Raw genomic sequence first — 20512 nt, forward strand, 5'->3', positions numbered from 1 at the left:
CCGACTCCTTCACCTGCGAAGCTCCTTTCGATACTGTGCGGCGACAGCGTCCCCGATGAGACGCTTGACCGTTCGGCAGCACAAGCTATCCCCCTCGCTATGCGCGTGCGAACTGAGTCTGTAATCCGTTCGCCGCGATCGTCGCCGCGCGTACGTGAGCGAAGACGAGCGCGTGGCCGATCAGATACGTGGGCACGAGACACAGCGGAATGATCGACCACGGGAGCGTCGTCATCGCGGCCGATGCCCCACTCGTCGCATACTTCGCTCCGAGCGATACGGCCACGATGAGGTCGAGAGCACCAAGAATGTTCCATTCGAGAACGCGCACGTCGTTGGGTTTTCTAGCGGCTATACGCGCGACGCCGAGCGCTAATACTCCAGTGAGGATGTCGCCGATGCCGGCCGCGTACGGGAACGGCCCGCTCATCAGCCCCGTAAGAGCGGCGGTGAGCATAAGCACGCCGAGCACGCGCATTGCGTTGAGCGCGATGATCGACGACACGGGAATTGCCATCATCGCTGTGCGCACGGATGGGAACGTGGAGGCGAAGGCTGCTGCAATCAGCGGAAGCATGAAGAACATCGGCATAGCAAATCGGGAGTGCATGAGCGCGCCGGACATGGTGATCGCAAGCGCAAGGGCGACCCAAACGCCCACCCCGGCTCCGAGCGCGAGCCGAGAGGCCGAACGAACGGGAAGCCAACCGAGGACTGCTGCAAACAAGGTGCCGGCCGTAGCGCCGAGGGTCAACGTCGTAACGATTTCGAGCATGTATTTCCTCTACTTTCGTGATAGTTACTTGTGTGAAGAAAGTGACTATACCACATTGACTTGCCTCATGCAAGTGACTAAACTTGATTTTATGCGACACGTTAGCCTGGCGGACCAACCTTGCCCGATCGCTCGAACGCTCGACATCGTTGGGGAATGGTGGACGCTGCTCATCGTTCGCGATGCCGTCCTCGGTGCTCGGCGATTCGACGAGTTCAAAGCGACCGGCATCGCGGACAACGTCTTGTCGGCTCGCCTGAAAAAACTCACCGAGGCCGGTATCCTCAAGCGACGCCGCTATCAGCGGCTTCCCGATCGCTACGAGTACGTACTTACCGAAAAGGGCCGTGCGCTAGCGCCCGTCGTTCTGGCGCTACGCTCCTGGGGCAAGCGCTTTACGAAAGGAGACGACATGAGTCAAATCGTGCACGCCGAGTGCGGCAGCAGCGTCGAGCTGGGATTTCATTGCACCAAGTGTGCTCGCCGAATAGAAGGGGCGGAAATAGCCCGGACTTCATAAACGAATGTTAAGAGAAGCCCTGTAAAATGGCGTCCATGGCACACAAGTCTGTTCAGGATTATATCGACGAACTGCCTACCTGGCCCGATGGTACGCAGGTCACATCCATTCCCATGACGGTTATGCAGAAGCTGATCTGGTATCTCGCGGCGGCGGGCAAGTTCTTCGAAGGCTTCGTCGTCTTCATGACCGGCGTCGCGCTTCCACTGATCTCGCGCGAGTTTCATATCGCGCCGGCGCAAAACGGCATCGTCAGCGCGGCGAGCCTCTTCGGAATTTTAATCGGCGCGGTGGCCTTGGGGAGTCTTTCCGACTACTTCGGACGCAAGCGCATGTTCATCGTCGAAATGATCATTTTCTGCCTGTTCCTGGCGCTGTTGATGCTGTCGAACGGGTTTCTTCCGTTGGTGATCTGTCTCTTCGGACTCGGACTGGCGCTTGGGTGCGACTATCCGACGGCGCACATGATCATCTCGGAAAATACGCCGAGTTCGAAGCGAGGCAGTTTGGTTCTCGGCGCGTTCGCGTTCCAAGCGATCGGAGCGCTCGCCGGAACGGGCGTCGGCTATATGGTGCTATCGTTGAACCCCACGCTGGACGCCTGGCGCTGGATGTATGCCACCGCGGTGATCCCGGCGATCCTCGTTACGATCGGCCGTTTTTACATCACGGAGAGCGCAAACTGGCTTTTCGCTCGCGGCGAAAAGGCCCGAGCCGAACGCGCTATGGCCGCGCTTCTGGTGCGATCGCCGCGCTATCCGACCGAGATCACGCTGCAGACGCTCGATGGGTCCGAAACGCACACCGGCAAGCGACCCTCGTTCGCCGCGCTCTTCGAGAAGGGCCGTAACCTCCGCGCAACGATCCTGGCTTCGGTTCCATGGTTTCTCCAAGATCTCGGAACGTACGGCATCGGCATCTTCACGCCGACGATCCTCGCAACGGCCTTTGGAAGCCCGGCCGACCATGTTCGCAGCACCAGCGATCTCATCATGAACGACATCCTAGCAGCGAAAGGCTCGGCGTTGATTACGTCGCTGCTGATCGTTGGCATTGCGTTCGCAGTGCTTCTTGCCGACAGGCTCGGCAGGATCAGGTTGCAGATATTTGGTTTCGTAGGTTGCGCGGTAGGCCTCCTCATCGCGTCGTTCTCGGTCGACGTCGCCGGACCGGGAAAGATCATGTTGATTTTTATCGGTTTCATGTTGTTCGATTTCATGACGAATCTGGGTCCGAACGCGCAGACCTATCTGCTCGCGGGCGAGGTCTTTCCGACGGAGATTCGTGGAATGGGCGCGGGCTTCGCTGCGGCCTTCGCTAAAATCGGGGCCGTGGCAACGGCCTTCCTTTTCCCGATCTTGCTCTCCGCGATCGGGACGAAGTATTTGCTGTACTTACTCATCATCGCTTCGATCTTGGGCGCGATCGTGACGTGGATGTTCCGCATCGAAACGACCGGTGTGAAGCTCGATACGATCGGCAGCGATGACGCGGTCGATCCCCACGCGTCATCCCCTCAATTAGTTGGGGCTGCGGGGTAAGATTGTGAAGCTCGTACGTTCTGTTTTCATGGTTACGCTGTTAGCAATCACGGTGCTGCCGTCGTTGCCGGCGCGAGCTGCTGCACTCACACTCGTCGAGTCCGGCTCGACGCTCTTTTACCCGCTCTTTCGAATTTGGACCGCTGAATATGCAAAGGCGAGCCCGGGCGTTCGTATTACCGCGCGCGGAACGGGCTCGGAAGCCGGTGTGAAAGACGCAATCGCCGGAAGCGTGCAGATCGGTGCGTCCGATGCGTTCATGTCGGACGAACAGATAAAAGCAAGTCCGGACATTCTGAACATTCCGCTCGCGATCGGGGCGGAAACGGTTAACTACAACCTCCCAGGCCTGAACAAAGCGAACGTGCGGCTTGATGGCCCGGCGATCGCCGGCATCTACGCCGGTACCATCCGATTTTGGGATGCGAAGCCGATTGCCGCTCTGAACGCGGGAGTGGCGCTTCCGCATCATGCAATCGTCCCAATCCACCGAAGGGACGGCTCCGGTTCGACCTTCCTGTTCGCGCAGTACTTGGCATTTTCAACCTCCGCTTGGGAGCAAGGACCGAACTACGGCACGACGATCGCGTGGCCCGATGTTCCAGGGTCCATCGCTGCGCACGGAAATCCCGGCATGGTACAAGCGACGAAGAGCACTTCATACTCGATTTCATACGTTGGCTCGAGCCTTCACGGTGAAATTGCGAAGGCCGGCATCGGAACAGCGCTCATCGGAAATCAAGCCGGCAAGTTCTTGCTCCCGACGACCGACTCGGTCCGCGCCGGCGCAGCCGCGCTCGACTCGCGGACGCCGCCCGACGAGCGTTTGAGTTTGGTCTACGCGCCTGGTGAGAACTCGTATCCGCTGATCGGTTACGAATATGCGATCGTCTCGAAAAAACAGCCGAACCCGCAGGTAGCCGCCGCAATTCGCAACTTCCTGACGTGGAGCATCGATTCGAGCCGCGGCAGTTCTCCGAAGAATATGGACGCCGTGCGCTTTATCCCGTTGCCCGAATATATTCGAGCGCTCACGATCCTACAAATCGAGAAGATCCAGTAACCGAGGGTCTTGAGAGTTCTGAGAGCGCGCGTCAGAAGATCGGTTCGAAACTCGCGAACATGTCGCGCGCTTCGGCCAACGTGCTCAAAGACACATAATCGCAGGCGGCCTCGTAGCGCTTCCAAAGTTTGGCGACCTCTGGATTCGAATGGGCTCCCTCTATCGATGCGTTCGACTTCCACTCGAACACTTCTACGATCGTGCCGTCTTTAGCGCGCATCGCGTAAGCCGGGCGCTCTGTGACCAATCCCTCTTTGCGTAAGATAGGGACGTGCTCGCGCGTCAGCTGCAGCAATTCATCGTTCTTGCCCTCTTTGGGCCGGTAGCATGCTATCGAGAAAACGCTCATGAGTAGACTCCTTTTACGATGTATTCCGGTCTGTATGCAATTGTACGTGGTCTTGCAGCGCTGCCTGGTCGATCAATTCGATTGCATCGATCGAGAGGCTTTCTTGGTCGAACATGCGGGTTAGGCGTTGCAGTACGACGTTGTCGATCTCGCCACGATTTCTCATCCCAATGATCTCCGCGCGCTCCGCTCGTAAGAGCTCGCGCTCGAGCTCCCGCATTTCAGACGATTCGACGAAGGCATCGTCGACCCCGTCGGCTTCGTCGATCGGTCCCTCCGAGTAGCGCTGTATTCGACCGGCGAATCGCCGCTCTAAACCCACAGCCAGCGATGCCGCTACGCTGCCGTCACGCGTGAGTTCGCCGAGCCGCCGAAGCGCAGCAGCCGCTGCCGCTTGCATCGCTTCGCGCTGTTCTTTTGAATCGACGCCATCGTCCTTGATACGCAGCCAGCGAATCAGAAGAGGCAACGTCAGTCCTTGGAAGACGAGTGTGAAAACGACGACCACGTATGCAAGGTAGATCAGGAGTGCGCGGTGGGGAAAAAGACCGTTCGCGACGGTGGTGGGAATAGCGAGCGCCGCGGCGAGGGAAACCGCTCCGCGTATGCCCGCCCACGAACTGAATGCGAAATGCGACCAGTGTGCGTCGCGTAACTTGCGCCGCTCGAGTACCGCGGCAATCGTTCCGTGTGCGAACAAGTAGAACGTGCGAGCGATGATGAGCGTTGCGACGATGACGACCGCGTATTTGCCAAGAACATACCAGGGCGTACTTGAAAGATGTTCGACAACCGAGTGGAGCTGGAGTCCGACGACCATAAAGAGCGTCGCATTGACGCCGAAGACGAGCGTTTCCCAAAAACCATAGGCTCGCAACCGCGTTTGGGGCACGAGGACGACCGGCGTGAAACGATTGATGATCAGACCCGCCGTTACCACGGCCAATACCCCCGACACGCGGAGATATTGCGCCGGCAGGTAGGCTATGAATGGTGCCGACAGTGAAAGCGCCATTTGAAGACGAGGCGTTCGAATGATCTGCCAGAGAAAGCGTAACAGGAGTGCGGTTAGGCCACCGATGGCGAATCCGCCGAGGACGGAAAACACAAGACTGAGAAGCGCGTCGGTAACGTGAAAAGAGCCTGTGACGATCGCCGCAATCGCGAGCGCATACAACACGAGCGAAGTCGCGTCATTGAAGAGCGCCTCGCCTTCGATATCGGAGATCAGGTGCCGTGGGATTTGAAAGCGTTCCGCAACCGGCGTAACGGCGAGCTCGTCAGTCGGCCCGAGGAGCGCACCCAATAGAAGCGCGACGGGCCACGCGAGATGAAGGTACGCATGTGCGACGACGGCGACGGCGGCCACCGTGACGAGCACGAGCCCGACCGATAGCGAGAGAATCCACGTTTTGTTCCGCGCGAATTCCTCTTCAGGTGCGGTAATCGATTCCCAATACAGCAGCGGAGGTAAAGCGAAAAGCAGCACCGCGTCGGGCGGCAAATCCACACGCGGGAGGCCTGGAATTAAACCGATGCACAGACCTGCGACAACGAGCACGACCGGATATGCCACACGCAGCCGCTCGGCGAACGCACTCAGAATTATCGCGACAACAAACAGCGCGGCGATAAATCCGATAATGTTAATCACCGCGATGAGTGCCCACAACTGATTCGCGGGCCGTTCCCAGTGTTCATAACCTACCGCTGGGTTTGTGCTAGGGTTTGAGGAGAGCCTCCCGCGCTCGCGAAGATAATGGGTCGAACGATCCTGACCCGGGGCGGTGGAGCGGCGTGTGCCACTCCACCGTATTCAGTTTTCTAAAGGGGTGCTGCGGGATCGGTGGCGGCGCCGGTGGCGAAGCCGCTCGGCGAAAGTCCGTTGGTGAAACTATACTCGTACGTGCCGCTCGGATATGCGTAAACGTCTACGCTGCCGCCCAAATCAGCGCAGAAGAGGAGCGTCTCTTTGCGATTGAGTGGGCACCACAGCGAGAGGCCTTGCATCGGCGTAACGGTCGGCGAACCGTTGTACGGCGGTGCATAAACGTTCTGGGTGTAATTATTCCAGTCCGTAATAATCAGGTTATTCGAACGGTCGAATTGCGGGGCACCGGGCAAGCCAAGAACGATTCCGCTAAGCAATGTTCCGGGCATTTTGCCGTGTGGGAACTCGACGACATCTGCGGTGCCTTGCGGATCCCGATTCGAGACGAATATGTTATCGTGACTATCGGCAGCGATGCCGATGAGCTCGTTAAACGTCGAATAGGTAAGCGTTCGAAGTAACGTGCCGGTATTATCGTACACGTCGACCGAACCCGGAGCGCCGGCGACGCCGAAGATGTTTAATATATAAATGTGGTGTTGGCGGTCGAATCCGACATCTGCCGGCTGACCGTTCGGGTCGGCGATGTTGAGAAGCGCTTTGCCACAGTTCGGCGCATATTCTTGCGTATAGCCTGCGCCGCCGCCGGTTCCGTTCGGAACCCAAAGGTTTCCGGCTCGATCCACTGCGATGCCATTGATTGATGTACCGGTTAGCGAGCACAATGCCGCTTTATTGCGCTTGTTGTTAAGGTGATACTCTTGAATGGGGCTTCCCGAGAATTGGCCAACGTACAAGTATCCCTTTGCCGCGTCCGGCACGATCGTATCGATACCAACCAAGTGGTGGATCGAACGGTCGCGCATTGCCGAAACCGGCGAAACAGCGCCGTTGCGACCGATGGTTAGTTCCTGTGAAACTGACGAACCGACGGTGGCCGGCGCGAATGCCTGTGACGAATCCGCGGTTTCCGAGTTGTTCCCCGAACAACCGGCAGCCAGTGCGAAGGCCGCCGCAGAGACAATCCTCCCGACTTGAATTTGCGTGCGATGGCGCACCATGACAGCTCCTTTCGATGTAGACGAAAACAACATATGCGGCCCGCCATTACGGGACCTTGGCAGTGGACTGCCAAAACTCCCGAGTCGAAAGCGAGCACCGGGCATGTCGTCAAATGATAATGCGGCCTACACGGCCGCACGCGAAATTCTTCGCTACCGCAACCATCCGCAGCGCCTGCGTGGGAACGCAATCGTTCGGTCGTGGTGGGCGGCGGCCCAAGCGGCCGACGCGACAGCCGGCAATGACGAAGCGCTTGTTTCGGCGTTAAATCGCCGGTTACGCGAGCTGATTGCCGGCATGCCGGAGCGGCATTCCGAGCTGTTACGACGCTGCGATCTCGAGGGCGAACCGCACCGTAGCGCGATGCGCGCGCTCGCGCTCTCCGAGCGGCACTTCTATCGCGAACGGCACGCGGCGATCACGGCGTTGGGCCACCTTTTGAAACGCCACCCGGTGAAGAAGCGCAACCCTTCCATTTCGCTCGGTCACGACAGGCTAAGTCTCGGACTGGCCCGTGCCGATGCGCTCGAGCGGGCCGGACACACGGACGACGCGCTCGGCGTTCTCTTGCTCGTCCGCACCGGCGCGGCAGACGATCAAACTATCCGAGTCGACGTTCGATTGGCCGAAGTAAATCGCGATGCCGGACGGTTCGTCACCGCGGCACGGCATGCGCGGCTAGCGCGCGAGCGCTCCGGCGGAGACTGCGACACATCCGCGGAGTTGGATGGACTCAGCGCGACGATCGCTTGGCAGTCGGGAGATATCGCCTCGTTCTCTCACGATGCAATGCGTGCGCGGCTTACGCAGTTACGTGCCGGAGCGGGGAGGCGACCTGCGCTAATCCCGCACGCATTGTCGGACGCACTCGAAATGTCGGCCGAGTCGACGCTTGAGGCCGGCGACTGGCCACGTGCGCTAGCATTGTTCGAAGAGGCATACGCTTCGCTGCCCCGTGTGCCGGCGCCACGCAACGACGTCGAGGCGCGTTCGTTGATCTGGATCGCAACAGCTCGGTCGTGGATTGTCGGTGGATTGAAACCGGCGGCTGAGGAACTGGATCGGGCATACACGCTCGCATGCGCACAATCGTTGCCGCGCGAAGCAAGCCTGGCGCTGGGGCGCCTTTGCCAGCTGTACGATCTAACGGGGAACACGCCGCGAGCACTCGAGCTTGCTACAACGCAACTCGAGCCGGTAGCGAGCGGATTGGTTGGCGATTGGCGCGCCGGCGTGCATCTCGATATCGCCAGTACATTCGTATCGGCCGGGCGCCTTGCCGAAGCACGCGATCAGTTAACATTGGCGCGCGCGCACGCACCGCACGGAAGCTTTGCCTCCGCGGCCGCGCTGATGCAGGAGTGTGAAATCGATCTCGCTGCTCGCGACACGTCTGCCGCGATCGCTCGTGCAACGGCGGCAATACAAGAGATGGAGCGACTCGGGCGATCGCGACACGTCGGCGTAGCCCTGGCGGTACGAGCCGAGGCGTTATGGCTCAACGGTAATACGCGCGAGGGCGCGACGCAGATGCTCGATTCGCTCGATTTAATGGCGCGCTGCGCTCACCCACTACGCCTTGCCGCGCAATATCGGCGTGCCATGCGCGTAACCGGCGATCGCCGGCACGGCCAGCTCGCTCGCGAAATCTTGAACTCGTACGCGACGCGGCTGGCATAATATGAGAGTGTTTTTCGTGTTCGTTCTTGCCGCGGTGGTCGTATCGCCGGCGACAAGTGTTGCCGCTGCGAGGAGCCCACTGGCAACATGGTTCGGCACGCAGACGTGCTCCGCGCTCGACGGCCTGTATAGCAAAAAGGAACCGCCGGCCGTCAAGACCGGCATGGAAACATTGGTGGTCGACGTGCCGACAGGCGTGGCGGTGCAGCAAAAAGTCAGTATGACCGTTCCGTGGTACGTTTACGATCCGAAGAGCAACGTCGCGCTCAGTCACGTCGGTGGAGACTCCGGCGTCGTCTGGACGTTGCGGGTCGTTAAAGGCGTACCGCCGGCGTCGCTTCCCAACGTAGATTTGAGTGGCGCGCACACGACGTCTGGCATAAAGATCGGTTCGAGCGCTGAGTCGGTCGTCCGGATCCTCGGTAAGCCGCTCGTCGTTCGCTCCTGCGGTATGGAGCGATACGAATATAGCGATGCCAAGGTTGGCGACGGTGAACAAAACGATTTAGATTTTACCATTAAGGACGGTCGCGTCATCGAGATCGTCCACACTTCCTGGGGCTAGGGTCGAACTCTCGGTTACGTGACCGGCAGTTCCTCAAGTTGATGAAGTAGCGTTTCCCATTCGGTGACGCGCTCCCGATTGCGCGTTTTTAGTTCGGATAGTTCTTCGCTCAGTGTTAGGGATCTGGCCGGGTCGGTAAAGATCTCGGGCGTCTCGAACAGAAGCTCGATCTCGTTGATGCGCGAATCGAGGCCCGCGATTTCCCGTTCGATTCGCTCGATCTGCCGCTTGAGCTGCGAGAGTATGCGCAATGGTGTTTGACGCGACGCCTTCGCTTTCACGTTCGAATCTTCGACCGAGCGATCGATCAGCGCTTTGTCGCGTTCGCGCTGGGCCGCTTCGTAAACATCGTACCCGCCGTCGACGATTCCCCACTCGCCCCGTTCGATCCACAACACTCGATCGCATAGACGCTTGAGAAGATAGCGATCGTGCGAGACCACGACGATCGTTCCAGCGTAGTCGTATAAAACGCTTTCGAGCGCTTCGCGGCTGTCGATATCGAGATCGTTGGTCGGCTCGTCCAGCAATAAAATATCGGCCGCGCGCGCCATCAGTCGCGCCAGCATGATGCGGCGACGTTCGCCGCCGGAAAAATCGCGCACCGCTTTGTCGGCGGCATCGCCGCTAATCCGCATGCGGCCGAGCAATCCGCGCGCCTCTTCTGGAGTCACGGCAGCGCCGTCCAGCACGGCTGCGAGCGCGCTCTCTTGGACGTCGAGCTGATCGTGCGAATTCTGGGCAAAGTATGCGACTTGCGCCGCCGGATTGAAGACAACCGTCCCGGAATCCGGCTGCGCGGCGCCGGTGAGGATCTTTAGCAACGTGGACTTACCGGAACCGTTCGAACCGACAATGCCGAGTCGTTCGCCGCGCTCGACGTCGAAGGTTAGCTCGCTAAAAAGCGGTTGATCGTAGGCTTTACTTAAGCCCTTTGCTTCGAAGGCGAAGCCGCCGCCCGCGCGCCGTGACGAGCGCAGGCTCACAGCTATCTGGCGTACGGAGACCGCGGGAGGCGGGGCTTGCATCGTCGTTTCGACGCGCGCCAACTGCTTCTCGCGACTGCGCACTTGGCTGTAATCCGAGGAAGTGTGCGTCGCTCGTAACCCGGCGATGGTCTTGCGCCGCTTGTCGCGCTCGGTAACGAACGTTTCGTACGCGCGCCGTTCCGCCTCGAGCCGCAGGTCTTTTGCTGCGAGGTACGCGGTGTACGCGGGGCGTTCGGGTGCGTAGGCATGGAAGCGTCCGCGTTCGATCTCCCAGATGCGCGTAGCGATGCGGTCGAGAAAGTAGCGGTCGTGCGAAACGACGATATACCCGCGGGCATCGTTGGCCACGAACGATTCGAGCCAGCGGATCGTCGCGACGTCGAGATGGTTGGTCGGTTCGTCGAGAATCAGATAGTCGGGTTCGTCGATCAGCAAGTGCGCCAGCGCAACCTTGGCCCGCTGGCCGCCCGAAAACGAGCGTAGCGGACGATCGTATTCCGTTGGCTCGAAGCCGAACGCGGAGAGCATGACGCGTAGCGCTTTGTTGCGCGCTCCCCACTCTTCGTGCGTCGCTTTCGCGAGCGCAGCATCGATAAGGCTCTGCAACGTCGACTCGGTCTCGTCGGCCACGCCTTGAGCGAGATACCCGAGCTTCATGCCTTTCGCGCGCACGACGGTACCGCCGAAAGGCTGCTCGACGCCCGCGAGGAGACGCAACAGCGACGACTTCCCCGCGCCGTTCGGCCCCACGAGCCCGATGCGCTCGCGGTCGTTGAATACGCCACTCAGGCCCGCGAATATCTCGCGCGCCCCATAGTGACATTCGAGATCGGAAAACCGCAATAATTCCACCGCGCATCGTACGTTTGCGCGCACCCGGCCCGCGGCCTACAAAAACCCGCACAATGGCACGTTCACGGCTTGCCTCGCTTGCCAGGTGCGTGGCGGGTCTGCGGGGTAGCGATGCACCGGGAGGAAGCAACATGCTCCGCATATCCGCGCGCGCTATATCTGCGTGCTCCATCGCATTCCTGACCGCGTGCTCGTCCGCGCCCTCGCAGAATCCGGCGTCGCTGCCAAACGTGCAACCTCGTCGTCCTGCTGCCTCCAGGGCCAAGAATTGGAGCAACGTCTACCTCATCAACCAGCCTGCAAAGGGTGCTGGATACGTCGCCGTGTACGCCGACGGCACTTCGCACGTGTTGTATAAGATAACGCCTGGGATGACGGATGCGAGCTCGATCACCTTCGACCCCACCGGAAACGCGTACGTATATAATGGTCCGAGCGGCACGAACTGCATCATCGTCTTTGCTGCGAAGACGAACAAACGACTGTATACGATCAACGGCGGAACGGTAGCTCTGGGGCCGCCGGCGATCGATGGTCAAGGCAACTTGTACGTTCCTCACTTCCAGCAGAACCGGATCTTCGTCTACACTTCTGGCACCAAAAAAGTCATGCGAAAAATTTCTGCCCACATTTCTAGTCCCATGTCGTTAGCGTTCGATTCGAAGGACAATCTCTATGTGTTAAACGCATACAAGAAGATCGTCGAGTTTGCCGCTGGAACGAATCAGCCTATTCGAACCATCGCAACCGGGACAACAATCGCTGGAATGGCGCTCGACGCTTCGGATAACTTGTACGCCCTTGATATCGAAAGCAAAAAGGAGCCGTCCGCAATAGTCGTGTTCCCTCCGAAGTCGTCGTCGCCGCAGACAACGATTACCGAGGGCCTCTCAAGTCCGCATGGCATTGCGTTCGACAGCACCGGCGACCTGTTTGTCTTGAACGGAAATGACATCACAGCGTACGCGCCGGGAACGACGACGCCGTACCTCACCTTCGACAGGAATAACGCCGGATCGATTGCTATCGCAATTGACGCTGCGAACAATCTCTACGTAGCGAGTTTCAGAAAAGGCAATTTTGGAGTCGGCTCGTTCAAAGTGTACGCGCTCGGCGCGAACAAGCTATTAAGAAAGGTGAGCCGAGACGTGAACATACCCATCGCGCTGTCTATCGGCCCTTGAAGCCCGCAGCCTGACCGCGGTTTCGCTCTTCGACGACGTTCACACGGGCTAGGCTAGGTTTTGCTAGGCCGGGCGCCTTTCGCAGCATTGATGCGTGCAGCTTTCGCCTTTCACTCGGATGTGGCTGCGCCGGCTTGGCGGGCCAGTTCTGACATCCACTTCCTTCCGCCGAAGACGCCCCGAAGCAGCGCGCCAGAAGCGCAAGACGATTACGATTCGTTCCGAGCAGGCGGATCACTTCGAACTATTTCTGCGCTGCGGTTACGCCAAGCGGTTCGTCGAAATCGCCTGTAAATGTTGCGATCGGCGCGCCACCCTTCGGGTATTTGAACACCTCTGCGGAGTCGTTCCCCGCGTCGGCGCAATACAGCAAGCCCTTTGCGATCCACGTTTGTGCGCAATCGCTCATCCCAGTGTACGTTATGGTGTGCTTCAACGTCGCCGTCGTTCCGCTGATGGTGTACTGATATGTCGAATTCGCGAGCTGATCGAACACCGTTAGATACTTTCCGTCCCATTGCACGGAGCCGGGGAACACCGGAGCGTTGCTCGTCGTGATGGTAACCGCTTGTTTGCTGCCCTTGGGAAGCTCTACGAGAGCCCAGTCCGACCGGTAGCCGGTAAAACCGTCGGCAAAGAGATTCCCTTTAGGGTCGTAACCGTCGAAGAATTCTTCGTCAAGCGCTGTTTCGTAGGCTTTGCCCGTGCCGCTTCCGTTCTTGAAGACTACGAGTTCGCCGCCTTTGCCGCTCGATAAGCCATAGATTCCAACTGCGAGGTCGCCGCTCGCGTTCATCGCGCAACTGGTCGCAAAAGAATAATTTACGGAAAGCGTTTTGATCGGAGTCTTTGGAACCTTGAATTCCGTAATCTGGTCGGGACCTCCGACGTTCCAGAAAATCCCTTTACCATAACCGTAGAGGGCGTTGGTGCAACCTTGGCCGCCGAGCCCGTTAATTTGGCCGATCTCCTGCGTACTCTTCGGATAGTCGAAGATGCTTGCGTACGTGCCGTACGCGTTGAAGATGTACTCGTAATATTTTGACTTAGACTCGGCCAGCACGTTAGAAACGGCCGATTCGAACCGGTGGCTCGTCGTTGGGCGAGCCGCCGTCGTCAGCGCGCTCGGAAAAACTGCCCCGCGTACGGTTGCGCCGGCAAACGCCCCGCTCGACGGCACGGCGGCCGTCCCGCCGCTACATGCCGAACAGACAGCCAGTGCGATTGCCGCACCGGCGTATTTTATTAAACTGCTCGAGTTCAACACACAACTCCCTTTCTCTACACTCAGTCTTTCATGCTATGCGGCTTTCGGAATGGCCATGGTGCACTCCACCCATGAAATCCTCAAGCTGTGTAATAAACGAAACCACCCCACGGTTGGACGAACTCGACTCCGCAAAAACCCGCACAAACGGTAACGTTCGTGCGGGTTTTGACGTGGTGGAGATGAGGAGACTCGAACTCCTGACCCCTTACATGCGAAGCACCAGGATTGGCTTCCACGGCTTCCTTGGACTCCAGGCTTTACAGAGTTCGTGCTCGGATCTGCCGTCGAGGTTCCTTGGTTGCCTGTGGTTTACACTGGATTCTACTGTTTCAAGCTACACGATAAGCTACACGGGCTCAGTGCTCAGCGTCAGAGCAGCGTCGAGCTTGTCGGCGGCTTCATTCTGCATGCTGGGCAGAACGTGAGAGTACGTGTCCAGAGTCAGCCCGATGCTTGAATGCCCGAGCCGCTCCTGGACGACTTTCGGGTGAACGCCTTCGGCCATCAGCAGTGTGGCCGCAGTGTGGCGCAGGTCGTGAAACCGGATGTTGGGCAGACTTGCCGCTTCTAGCAGAGGCTTGAAGGAACGCCGGATCAGATTGCTTTTTCGGAGCGGGCCACCGTTCGAGTCGGCGAACACCCAGATGGGACGCGGTGCGCTGGTCCCAGATCTAAGCGACTGCTCTTCCAGCGCGCTCAGGGCGATCTTCGGTAACGTAACGAGACGCTTGGAAGCCCGCGTCTTTGGCTCGCCCAGTACGAGTCTGTTGTTCACCTCGAGTAGGGTGTGACGCACGCTTAATGTGCCTCGCTTGAAGTCGATGTCTGGCCACTGAAGTGCGAGGAGTTCTCCTTGCCTGAGACCGGTTGTCACGGCGAGCACATAAAGGGCGTAGAGTTGCACACCTCGAGCAGTTTCCAAAAACCTACGCACCTCGTCGCGATCAAGAGCGCGCATTTGCTTGCGTTCGGCTCTCGGTGGGTCGACCAAGTCGGAGACATTGCGAAAGGCAAGTTCCCAGCGAACTGCCTGTTTAAGAGCGGAATGAAGTCGGGCGTGAACCATCTGCACCATCCTCTCTGATGCTCCCAGAGACTTTAAACGGGTGTATAGGTTGCTGACATCAGAAGCAGCCAAATGCGCGAGACGTACTTTCCCGATGTGAGGGGCAATGTGGCGTTTTACCAAAAGCGAATACAGTTGGTAAGTTGCTGGTCGGCATTGAACTCGAACACAGTCCCCGAGCCAGCGTTCTAAAAAGTCGCCAGTGCTCAGAGTATCGGATTTCAGCTCAACTGTTTCATCCGCGCGAGCACGAAGCGCCCGTAACTTCTGCAGTACAGCATTTTGCGTGCGCCCATAGAGAACGCTCCGCTTCGCCGAACCATCGCTCCGTCTCGTCGTGATGGCTCCGCACCATTTACCGTCACTCCGTTTGTAGATGGTCCCTTCGCCTTTTGCTCGCCGCCCACGCTTGGCAGGCGACACTAACTTCTTGTTGTCGGTAATTTCCAAAGTGGTTCACCGTTCTGTTCTTCGTAGAATGAAGGATGGCGCATCAGCGCTTCCTGCAAGTTTTCTAAGGTCACATTGCACGATTGTAGGATGTATCCAAGCAATCGAATCGCATCGACTGCCTTGCGGTGCGGAACCGCGGGGACGCCCATGAGCGAGTCGTAAATTTCGACGAGGGTTTGCGAGTTCGGTTCTGAGGAAACCATGCGGCTGAGAAAGTCAAATTCTAGCCTAAACTTTCGCGCGACAGCGCGAAGTCCAAACGAGCCAAGCCCGCCGAATTCTCGTAGTAGATCGCGCTCTTCGGAAGATAGCGCTTCGAGTTCGGCCCGAGCTTCGGTGGCTGCAAACGTCCGTAGCACCGCATCTTGCCGTTGTAGCATCAACTGTTTGAACCAGTCTTCGAAAGCAAGCCCAGAACCAGGTTTAAGTCGCGACCCCTCTTGATCGAGGGTCTGGAGCATTTTTCTTTCATAGTTCGCCCGAGTAGCGATACTCAGTGGAGCTTCGTCAAAAGCGTAGTCAGAGTAGTCGTCGGGGAATCCCAGCGCGATCCAGTACCGTCGGAGGGTAGTTAAACGCGGATTTGCAGAGTCGAAGTGCCTCGAAACGACGCCAGGACTCGTCCGCAGGAGTTTCGCCAGACCTGCTTGACTCAGGCCCTGCGCTATGCTAGCTACCGCAATTTCGCGCATCTTTGGATGGCATCGGTCGTCGGCTAGGCGGTCTTGCAAGGGTCCAGGGCTTTTTGGCATATGACAATTATTTGTGACTATCTTTGTCATTTCCTTTGTTTATACTGGCTACATGGATTCTCCTGAACGGCCCGCGCTTCTATCAGATTCGGAACGCTTGCTAACAATCCGAGAGGTCGCCAAGTTCCTGAGCCTCGGAACGTCTACGGTTTACGCGCTTATGGACGAAGGTCGAATCGAGTACGCGAGAATCGGTCGTGCTCGTCGGATCAGCATGAAGGCGGCACTAGCCTTCATCGAGACTCACCGGTGTTGCGTTGATTCGGGCCAATCCAACGCCGCAGAGCAGAACTCGCAAGCGCACCTTACGGGGTCTGCCGAGTGAGCGAGAAACTGGACAGGGCGTCGGAACTGTTTTGCATTGGGTCAGAGGTCGCAACTGGATGAGTACCGATGGTCTTTCTTTAAACCCGTTCGACGTCGGGGCGGAGCCCCTAGACCTGTCAGACCTTATCAAGACGGGCCAACTAACGGCCGAGGATCTACGCATCCCGCTCGTCAGTTGTACCGCTGCTGAAGTTCGCGTCTATGCCACATTTCTTAGAGCAGCGATGAATAATCCAGCTCCCGATTTTCTTGCCGACGGCTACTTAGTCGTGGATCGTGGCGCTACAGCTACAAAGAAACACGGTAGATACAAAGCGCACATTGCAAACCTGGTCCGGAAGCAACTACTGGTTCCTTTGAATCCCTCCGCCTCGCGCAATCAATACTATCTGGTTGGCTGCCGTTATGACGGTTCGAATCTCTTCGCTTCGTGGATTCAAACAAGCATAGCGTGGCGCTTTGCTCGAACACCGGAGCCGACTGCAACTCAGTACTCAAAACGAGCCGTGAGACCCCGGCAAGCAGAAAGGCCAAATACCCTTAAATTCAAGGGCTTTTTCCCGTGCGAGCCGATCGCTCTTTCCTTAAATAGCAACCCCCAGAAATATAGCGAGCCGGCACGGCAAACGCGAGCCCGGAGGAGTGGGACAGATTTATCTAGCCACCGTAAATCGCCGAACGGTTCGTCATACGAACAGCGCTTGGCTCTGGCTTCCGAGATCGCAAAACTAACTCAGACGCCGTCGATCTCAACCGGCAAGCATGGCAAGCTGCTCGATGGCCTCATTAGGACTCACGGATACGCGGTTACCCTCAAGATCGTTCACGAGGCTTGGCATGACCGCGACTCCTTACTTACTGACCAATATCCGATGTTTACCGCCCAGACTGTTTATTTTTATGCTCGCTATAAGCGCACATCGCATCGCATCAACAAGGAAGCTCGACCCACGACCGTTAGCTTTCAACAACTCGTAATGGAGTGTCTCAACGATGAAGGAACAACAGACTATGAACAGTTGTGCAAGAGGATCCGGTTGTACGGAGTGCAGCGATCCGCAATGGTTGAAGCGATCTGCCGAGAATTTGAGCTTGATCCCGACCAACTGTTCCCTATATAAAGATGCACTCCGCGTAGTTGACTGGGCTGACATTCCCGCCGCCTTCCGATCAATCGATGCACCCACGGTGTCTTTGCCCGCTGAAATCTTCGAAAGCCGCCTCGGACTGTTCTTGTTCGATAACAAGTATCGTATTGCCACGGTGCACGGCGGAGCTCAATGTGGCAAGACATCGGTTCTCAGCATGCTGATGATGCGATTGATACTTTTGAACCGAGTGAACGAACGGGTGAGGAGGATTGGCCGCCCAAATCGATTCGTTTTCGTTAGTGACGGGCGGCTCATTAGATTATTGCGTAGCATGGGGGACGAAGGGCGCAACGCTGAGTCGCTTCTTTACGAGATCCGGACTCTCGCGATCGACAACTTAGATAAAGTTGAGCCTAGCATGCGTGGCCTCGTTCGCGAGATAATCGTCTATCGCTCGGATCATGGGCTCAACACATTGTTGTCAGTGACGGATCCAGCCACGCTACGCGAATTCGACCCACAAGTGTACCGTCGTATCGAAGATGGCCGGCAGATAAAACTTGGGAACAGGGCTCCAGGAGGCCCTGCACCGCCTCGGCTTTGGTCCGATAACCATTCCAGCTCCTTAATCGAAGAACCAGTGGTCACGGCGCCCCACCAATGAAGGTCGCTGGAACTTTGATCACGTGGCCAAGCTTTTGTTGCCCAGATCGGTCATTGTATTCCGTGACCTCGCAGATGCGGGAAGGAACTAGGCACAAGTAACAAGAGCCCCCACTTGCAGCCGAACGATCGATGGGCTCGGCTAGCATGGTTCGCGTTGCCTAATCGGGCATCGATGCGGCGAGGCGGGCGGGGGTGCGCCGTTAGAACCAGTTAGTCGTGGTAATACTTGATCAGCCCTGATTGTCTAGAGAGCTCATAAAGTCTATAATCAGAAACAGGCGCCACCTGGACGAAGCTGCTATCGGCGACAATCAACTGCGTCTTCTTGAGGGACGTACTCGTTAATTGAGCTATGCGTTGTTGCATAGCATCGTGTATTTCTTGGTTAGCGTCACGAGCAACATCTTTAGTCGGAGTATCCAGTAGTAGAATGGACGGGATGGGCAGTCCGTGGCGTTCCGCGACCTGGTGTATGGCGATGGCGTAGCAGACGGTGAATAGTACACGCCTTCCGTTGCTTCCGGCACTGTCGAAATCCCAGAACTGCCTCGGGTCGTTCCTGTTTTGAATCTTTGGCATCCACGTCCTGATATTTATTACTGCGCGATCCTCAGAGTCGACGCCAGGCACACCGACTGCCATGAGGTTTTCCATGAGCGCTTCCTCGATCTCAGTAATAAGCTGCTGCGCTCCTGTAAGGGAACGCTGCTCCTCCTCAATCGCCTTCCGGAGCATGCGAGGCTTCGGCTTCAACTTCCGCAGTCTCGAGACCTAACCCATTGACCTTCTCGTGAATCGAACGCAACTTAGTTACCTCGTTCAATTCGCCCTGAACTTGAGCAAGCTCGCGCTCAGCGACCCTAAAACGGCTAAGATAATCGGCATCGTACCTTCTTAATGTGTCAGACAATTCGTGATCCATTGTCTGCTTTCGCTTAATCATTCTCTGCATTTTGCGATCTTCCAGTTGAAGCGACACTTCTTGTCGAGCGATTGTCGCTTCGACCTCTGCAAGTCGCGCGTTTAAGTCCTGTCGCGTTGCTTCAAGGAACTCCGGCGACAAATGGGCCCAATTCTGAGATGATGATTTGCACAGAGGGCAATTACCGCCTTGAACCGTTGCCCTTGTTCCAATGTCTCTTGTGCACTGTGGGCAATAGTTGAATTGAATGTCGCCGATCACGGAAAGTGCCACCTGGGATCGATCTGCCTTATATTTCAGGCTATAGAACTCTGATCGTAACGCAGATAGTTCGTCTAGCCGATTTCTTTGGCGAGAAGTAGCTCGTTCTGCTTGAGCTAGGTCTTCGGACGCAACCCGAAGCGCAGCACGCATCTCGTCCGCAACGTGCGTAGCGCGCTCATATTGCCGGTTAGCGTCGGTTAAGCGCGTTTGACAGCGTTCTAACTCTGCTTCAAGGAAGGTTTCTCGAAGTCGTAACTCCTCGAGTGAGCCCTCATCATTAACCTTTTCCAATATACGCGCTAGTTCAGCGATTGCATATTCGCTCACATCCCGCTTTTTCTGCAGCGCCTCCAGGCGCAACGTCAACTGGGTCAGATGCGGTGAATACAACCCGCAAACGAACTTAAGCGCCTCACGACTTTTAGTTTTGACATGGTCATTCAAGTGAAAGAAGTTGGAATCCGAGGTCTGCTGTCGCACAAAGCAGTAGAACATGAGGTCGCGAAAGCTGAGCCGTATGAGGGGGCTCTCTTCGTCAGAGATTGACTGCCTAACTTTGACGACATTTCGACCGGTCAAGAAAAACGAAAGATCGCTAAGAGTGATAACACCAGGTTCTACTTGTGGCTCATTCGGTGACGCCTGCAGCGGGACGTTCGCATACCTTGGTTGGCCGTCAGCTGCGCGCCACGTAACGGAAACCCTTTTTGAATTAAGCTCCCGCTCCAGTATAACGTGGTACTGCTCCACCGAAAGCTCAAGAGTCGCGGACAAGAATTCCTTTCTTAATGCCTCTGTCTGATAAGGCGTATTAGCTCCGAGACAGAAATCAATAAGGTGGAGTGCCGTCGATTTTCCGGTATTAATCTCTCCGACGATCGCCAGCAGGCCATGATCGAGGTCTAACGACTCAATCGATTGCCTGCAGTTCATGTCGAGACGCCGCAAGCGTATTTTCATAATGGTCGTGTAGGCTCCAAAGTTAGGGTTTCTGGCAATGAGTTGGCAATATACCTCTGCAGCGTGGCAACGCGGACATCGAGAGAGCGAACAATGACGTCAGCCCGCGTCGCCAACTCATGATATGCTGGAGAATCGAAAAGCAATTTAGCCACGGCTGCACCGCGATCAGTTGTCCGAAGAGCCCAATGTCGCTCGTCGGAGGCCTTAATCTCAACCGCTGCTAACCCGTTCGCGACCATCGAAGAAATGCAAAGTCGGTATTTGTCGTTCCAGGGTTCAAATCGGAGCACTAGGTTTCGGGCTTCGATGGATTCTCTTTCGTAAACG

General features: G+C 57.2%; 17 protein-coding genes. 7 read left to right on the top strand and 10 right to left on the bottom strand.

Annotated features, from left to right (window positions below):
* Nucleotides 1-97: 97 nt before the first annotated feature.
* Complete coding sequence (locus VGF98_14530) at nucleotides 98-775, bottom strand: hypothetical protein (protein HEY1682859.1); 678 nt, start codon at nucleotides 773-775, stop codon at nucleotides 98-100.
* 91 nt (nucleotides 776-866) lie between these two features.
* On the opposite strand from VGF98_14530, the gene VGF98_14535 reads away from it, so the two are divergent.
* The 3 genes from VGF98_14535 to pstS are packed head-to-tail and all read left to right on the top strand — an operon-like array spanning nucleotide 867 to nucleotide 3899.
* The gene (locus VGF98_14535) at nucleotides 867-1295 is read left to right on the top strand and encodes a helix-turn-helix domain-containing protein (protein ID HEY1682860.1); all 429 of its coding nucleotides are present in this window, start codon (nucleotides 867-869) and stop codon (nucleotides 1293-1295) included.
* Between the two features lie 26 nt (nucleotides 1296-1321).
* A complete protein-coding gene (locus tag VGF98_14540; protein HEY1682861.1) occupies nucleotides 1322-2836 on the top strand; it encodes an MFS transporter in 1515 nt (504 codons plus the stop codon).
* A gap of 28 nt (nucleotides 2837-2864) precedes the next feature.
* Entirely contained in the window at nucleotides 2865-3899 is a 1035-nt protein-coding gene (gene pstS, locus VGF98_14545; protein ID HEY1682862.1) for a phosphate ABC transporter substrate-binding protein PstS, read from the top strand.
* A 31-nt stretch (nucleotides 3900-3930) separates the two neighbouring features.
* Here pstS and VGF98_14550 read toward each other — a convergent pair whose 3' ends face one another.
* The 3 genes from VGF98_14550 to VGF98_14560 all read right to left on the bottom strand — a co-directional run bounded on the left by VGF98_14550 (nucleotide 3931) and on the right by VGF98_14560 (nucleotide 7140).
* The gene (locus VGF98_14550) at nucleotides 3931-4248 is read right to left on the bottom strand and encodes a hypothetical protein (protein HEY1682863.1); all 318 of its coding nucleotides are present in this window, start codon (nucleotides 4246-4248) and stop codon (nucleotides 3931-3933) included.
* Between the two features lie 13 nt (nucleotides 4249-4261).
* The gene (locus VGF98_14555) at nucleotides 4262-5920 is read right to left on the bottom strand and encodes a Na+/H+ antiporter (GenBank protein ID HEY1682864.1); all 1659 of its coding nucleotides are present in this window, start codon (nucleotides 5918-5920) and stop codon (nucleotides 4262-4264) included.
* A 152-nt stretch (nucleotides 5921-6072) separates the two neighbouring features.
* Nucleotides 6073-7140: a hypothetical protein gene (locus VGF98_14560; GenBank protein ID HEY1682865.1), complete on the bottom strand. Its 1068-nt coding sequence runs from the start codon at nucleotides 7138-7140 to the stop codon at nucleotides 6073-6075.
* A 103-nt stretch (nucleotides 7141-7243) separates the two neighbouring features.
* Between VGF98_14560 and VGF98_14565 the strand changes: the two genes are divergently transcribed.
* Nucleotides 7244-8821, top strand: a complete 1578-nt coding sequence (locus VGF98_14565; GenBank protein HEY1682866.1) for a hypothetical protein — start codon at nucleotides 7244-7246, stop codon at nucleotides 8819-8821.
* A gap of 16 nt (nucleotides 8822-8837) precedes the next feature.
* Nucleotides 8838-9386, top strand: a complete 549-nt coding sequence (locus tag VGF98_14570; protein ID HEY1682867.1) for a hypothetical protein — start codon at nucleotides 8838-8840, stop codon at nucleotides 9384-9386.
* 14 nt (nucleotides 9387-9400) lie between these two features.
* Here VGF98_14570 and VGF98_14575 read toward each other — a convergent pair whose 3' ends face one another.
* Complete coding sequence (locus VGF98_14575) at nucleotides 9401-11227, bottom strand: ABC-F family ATP-binding cassette domain-containing protein (protein ID HEY1682868.1); 1827 nt, start codon at nucleotides 11225-11227, stop codon at nucleotides 9401-9403.
* 131 nt (nucleotides 11228-11358) lie between these two features.
* On the opposite strand from VGF98_14575, the gene VGF98_14580 reads away from it, so the two are divergent.
* Nucleotides 11359-12411: a hypothetical protein gene (locus VGF98_14580; protein ID HEY1682869.1), complete on the top strand. Its 1053-nt coding sequence runs from the start codon at nucleotides 11359-11361 to the stop codon at nucleotides 12409-12411.
* Nucleotides 12412-12655: 244 nt separating this feature from the next.
* Here the strand turns inward: VGF98_14580 and VGF98_14585 are convergent, their stop codons facing one another.
* From VGF98_14585 to VGF98_14595, 3 genes are all read right to left on the bottom strand, one after another.
* Entirely contained in the window at nucleotides 12656-13678 is a 1023-nt protein-coding gene (locus VGF98_14585; GenBank protein ID HEY1682870.1) for a hypothetical protein, read from the bottom strand.
* A gap of 349 nt (nucleotides 13679-14027) precedes the next feature.
* The gene (locus VGF98_14590) at nucleotides 14028-15197 is read right to left on the bottom strand and encodes a tyrosine-type recombinase/integrase (GenBank protein HEY1682871.1); all 1170 of its coding nucleotides are present in this window, start codon (nucleotides 15195-15197) and stop codon (nucleotides 14028-14030) included.
* Complete coding sequence (locus VGF98_14595) at nucleotides 15170-15661, bottom strand: hypothetical protein (protein ID HEY1682872.1); 492 nt, start codon at nucleotides 15659-15661, stop codon at nucleotides 15170-15172. Before VGF98_14595 ends, VGF98_14590 begins: the two co-directional genes overlap by 28 nt.
* Before the next feature lie 674 nt (nucleotides 15662-16335).
* On the opposite strand from VGF98_14595, the gene VGF98_14600 reads away from it, so the two are divergent.
* Nucleotides 16336-17400, top strand: coding sequence for a hypothetical protein (locus VGF98_14600; GenBank protein HEY1682873.1), 1065 nt, complete (start codon nucleotides 16336-16338; stop codon nucleotides 17398-17400).
* A gap of 846 nt (nucleotides 17401-18246) precedes the next feature.
* Here the strand turns inward: VGF98_14600 and VGF98_14605 are convergent.
* Nucleotides 18247-18771, bottom strand: coding sequence for a hypothetical protein (locus VGF98_14605; protein HEY1682874.1), 525 nt, complete (start codon nucleotides 18769-18771; stop codon nucleotides 18247-18249).
* Nucleotides 18752-20182, bottom strand: a complete 1431-nt coding sequence (locus VGF98_14610) for an AAA family ATPase (GenBank protein HEY1682875.1) — start codon at nucleotides 20180-20182, stop codon at nucleotides 18752-18754. The genes VGF98_14605 and VGF98_14610 overlap by 20 nt, the downstream gene beginning before the upstream one ends.
* Between the last annotated feature and the right edge of the window lie 330 nt (nucleotides 20183-20512).

Source organism: Candidatus Tumulicola sp. (assembly GCA_036490475.1).
GTDB lineage: Bacteria > Vulcanimicrobiota > Vulcanimicrobiia > Vulcanimicrobiales > Vulcanimicrobiaceae > Tumulicola.

What these genes read in the sequence shown, in the direction of transcription:
- VGF98_14530 (HEY1682859.1), bottom strand. Translation starts at nt 775, where the DNA reads ATGCTCGAAATCGTTACGACGTTGACCCTCGGCGCTACGGCCGGCACC.
- VGF98_14535 (HEY1682860.1), top strand. Translation starts at nt 867, where the DNA reads ATGCGACACGTTAGCCTGGCGGACCAACCTTGCCCGATCGCTCGAACG.
- VGF98_14540 (HEY1682861.1), top strand. Translation starts at nt 1,322, where the DNA reads ATGGCGTCCATGGCACACAAGTCTGTTCAGGATTATATCGACGAACTG.
- pstS (HEY1682862.1), top strand. Translation starts at nt 2,865, where the DNA reads ATGGTTACGCTGTTAGCAATCACGGTGCTGCCGTCGTTGCCGGCGCGA.
- VGF98_14550 (HEY1682863.1), bottom strand. Translation starts at nt 4,248, where the DNA reads ATGAGCGTTTTCTCGATAGCATGCTACCGGCCCAAAGAGGGCAAGAAC.
- VGF98_14560 (HEY1682865.1), bottom strand. Translation starts at nt 7,140, where the DNA reads ATGGTGCGCCATCGCACGCAAATTCAAGTCGGGAGGATTGTCTCTGCG.
- VGF98_14565 (HEY1682866.1), top strand. Translation starts at nt 7,244, where the DNA reads ATGTCGTCAAATGATAATGCGGCCTACACGGCCGCACGCGAAATTCTT.
- VGF98_14580 (HEY1682869.1), top strand. Translation starts at nt 11,359, where the DNA reads ATGCTCCGCATATCCGCGCGCGCTATATCTGCGTGCTCCATCGCATTC.
- VGF98_14595 (HEY1682872.1), bottom strand. Translation starts at nt 15,661, where the DNA reads ATGCTCCAGACCCTCGATCAAGAGGGGTCGCGACTTAAACCTGGTTCT.
- VGF98_14600 (HEY1682873.1), top strand. Translation starts at nt 16,336, where the DNA reads ATGAGTACCGATGGTCTTTCTTTAAACCCGTTCGACGTCGGGGCGGAG.
- VGF98_14605 (HEY1682874.1), bottom strand. Translation starts at nt 18,771, where the DNA reads ATGCTCCGGAAGGCGATTGAGGAGGAGCAGCGTTCCCTTACAGGAGCG.
- VGF98_14610 (HEY1682875.1), bottom strand. Translation starts at nt 20,182, where the DNA reads ATGAAAATACGCTTGCGGCGTCTCGACATGAACTGCAGGCAATCGATT.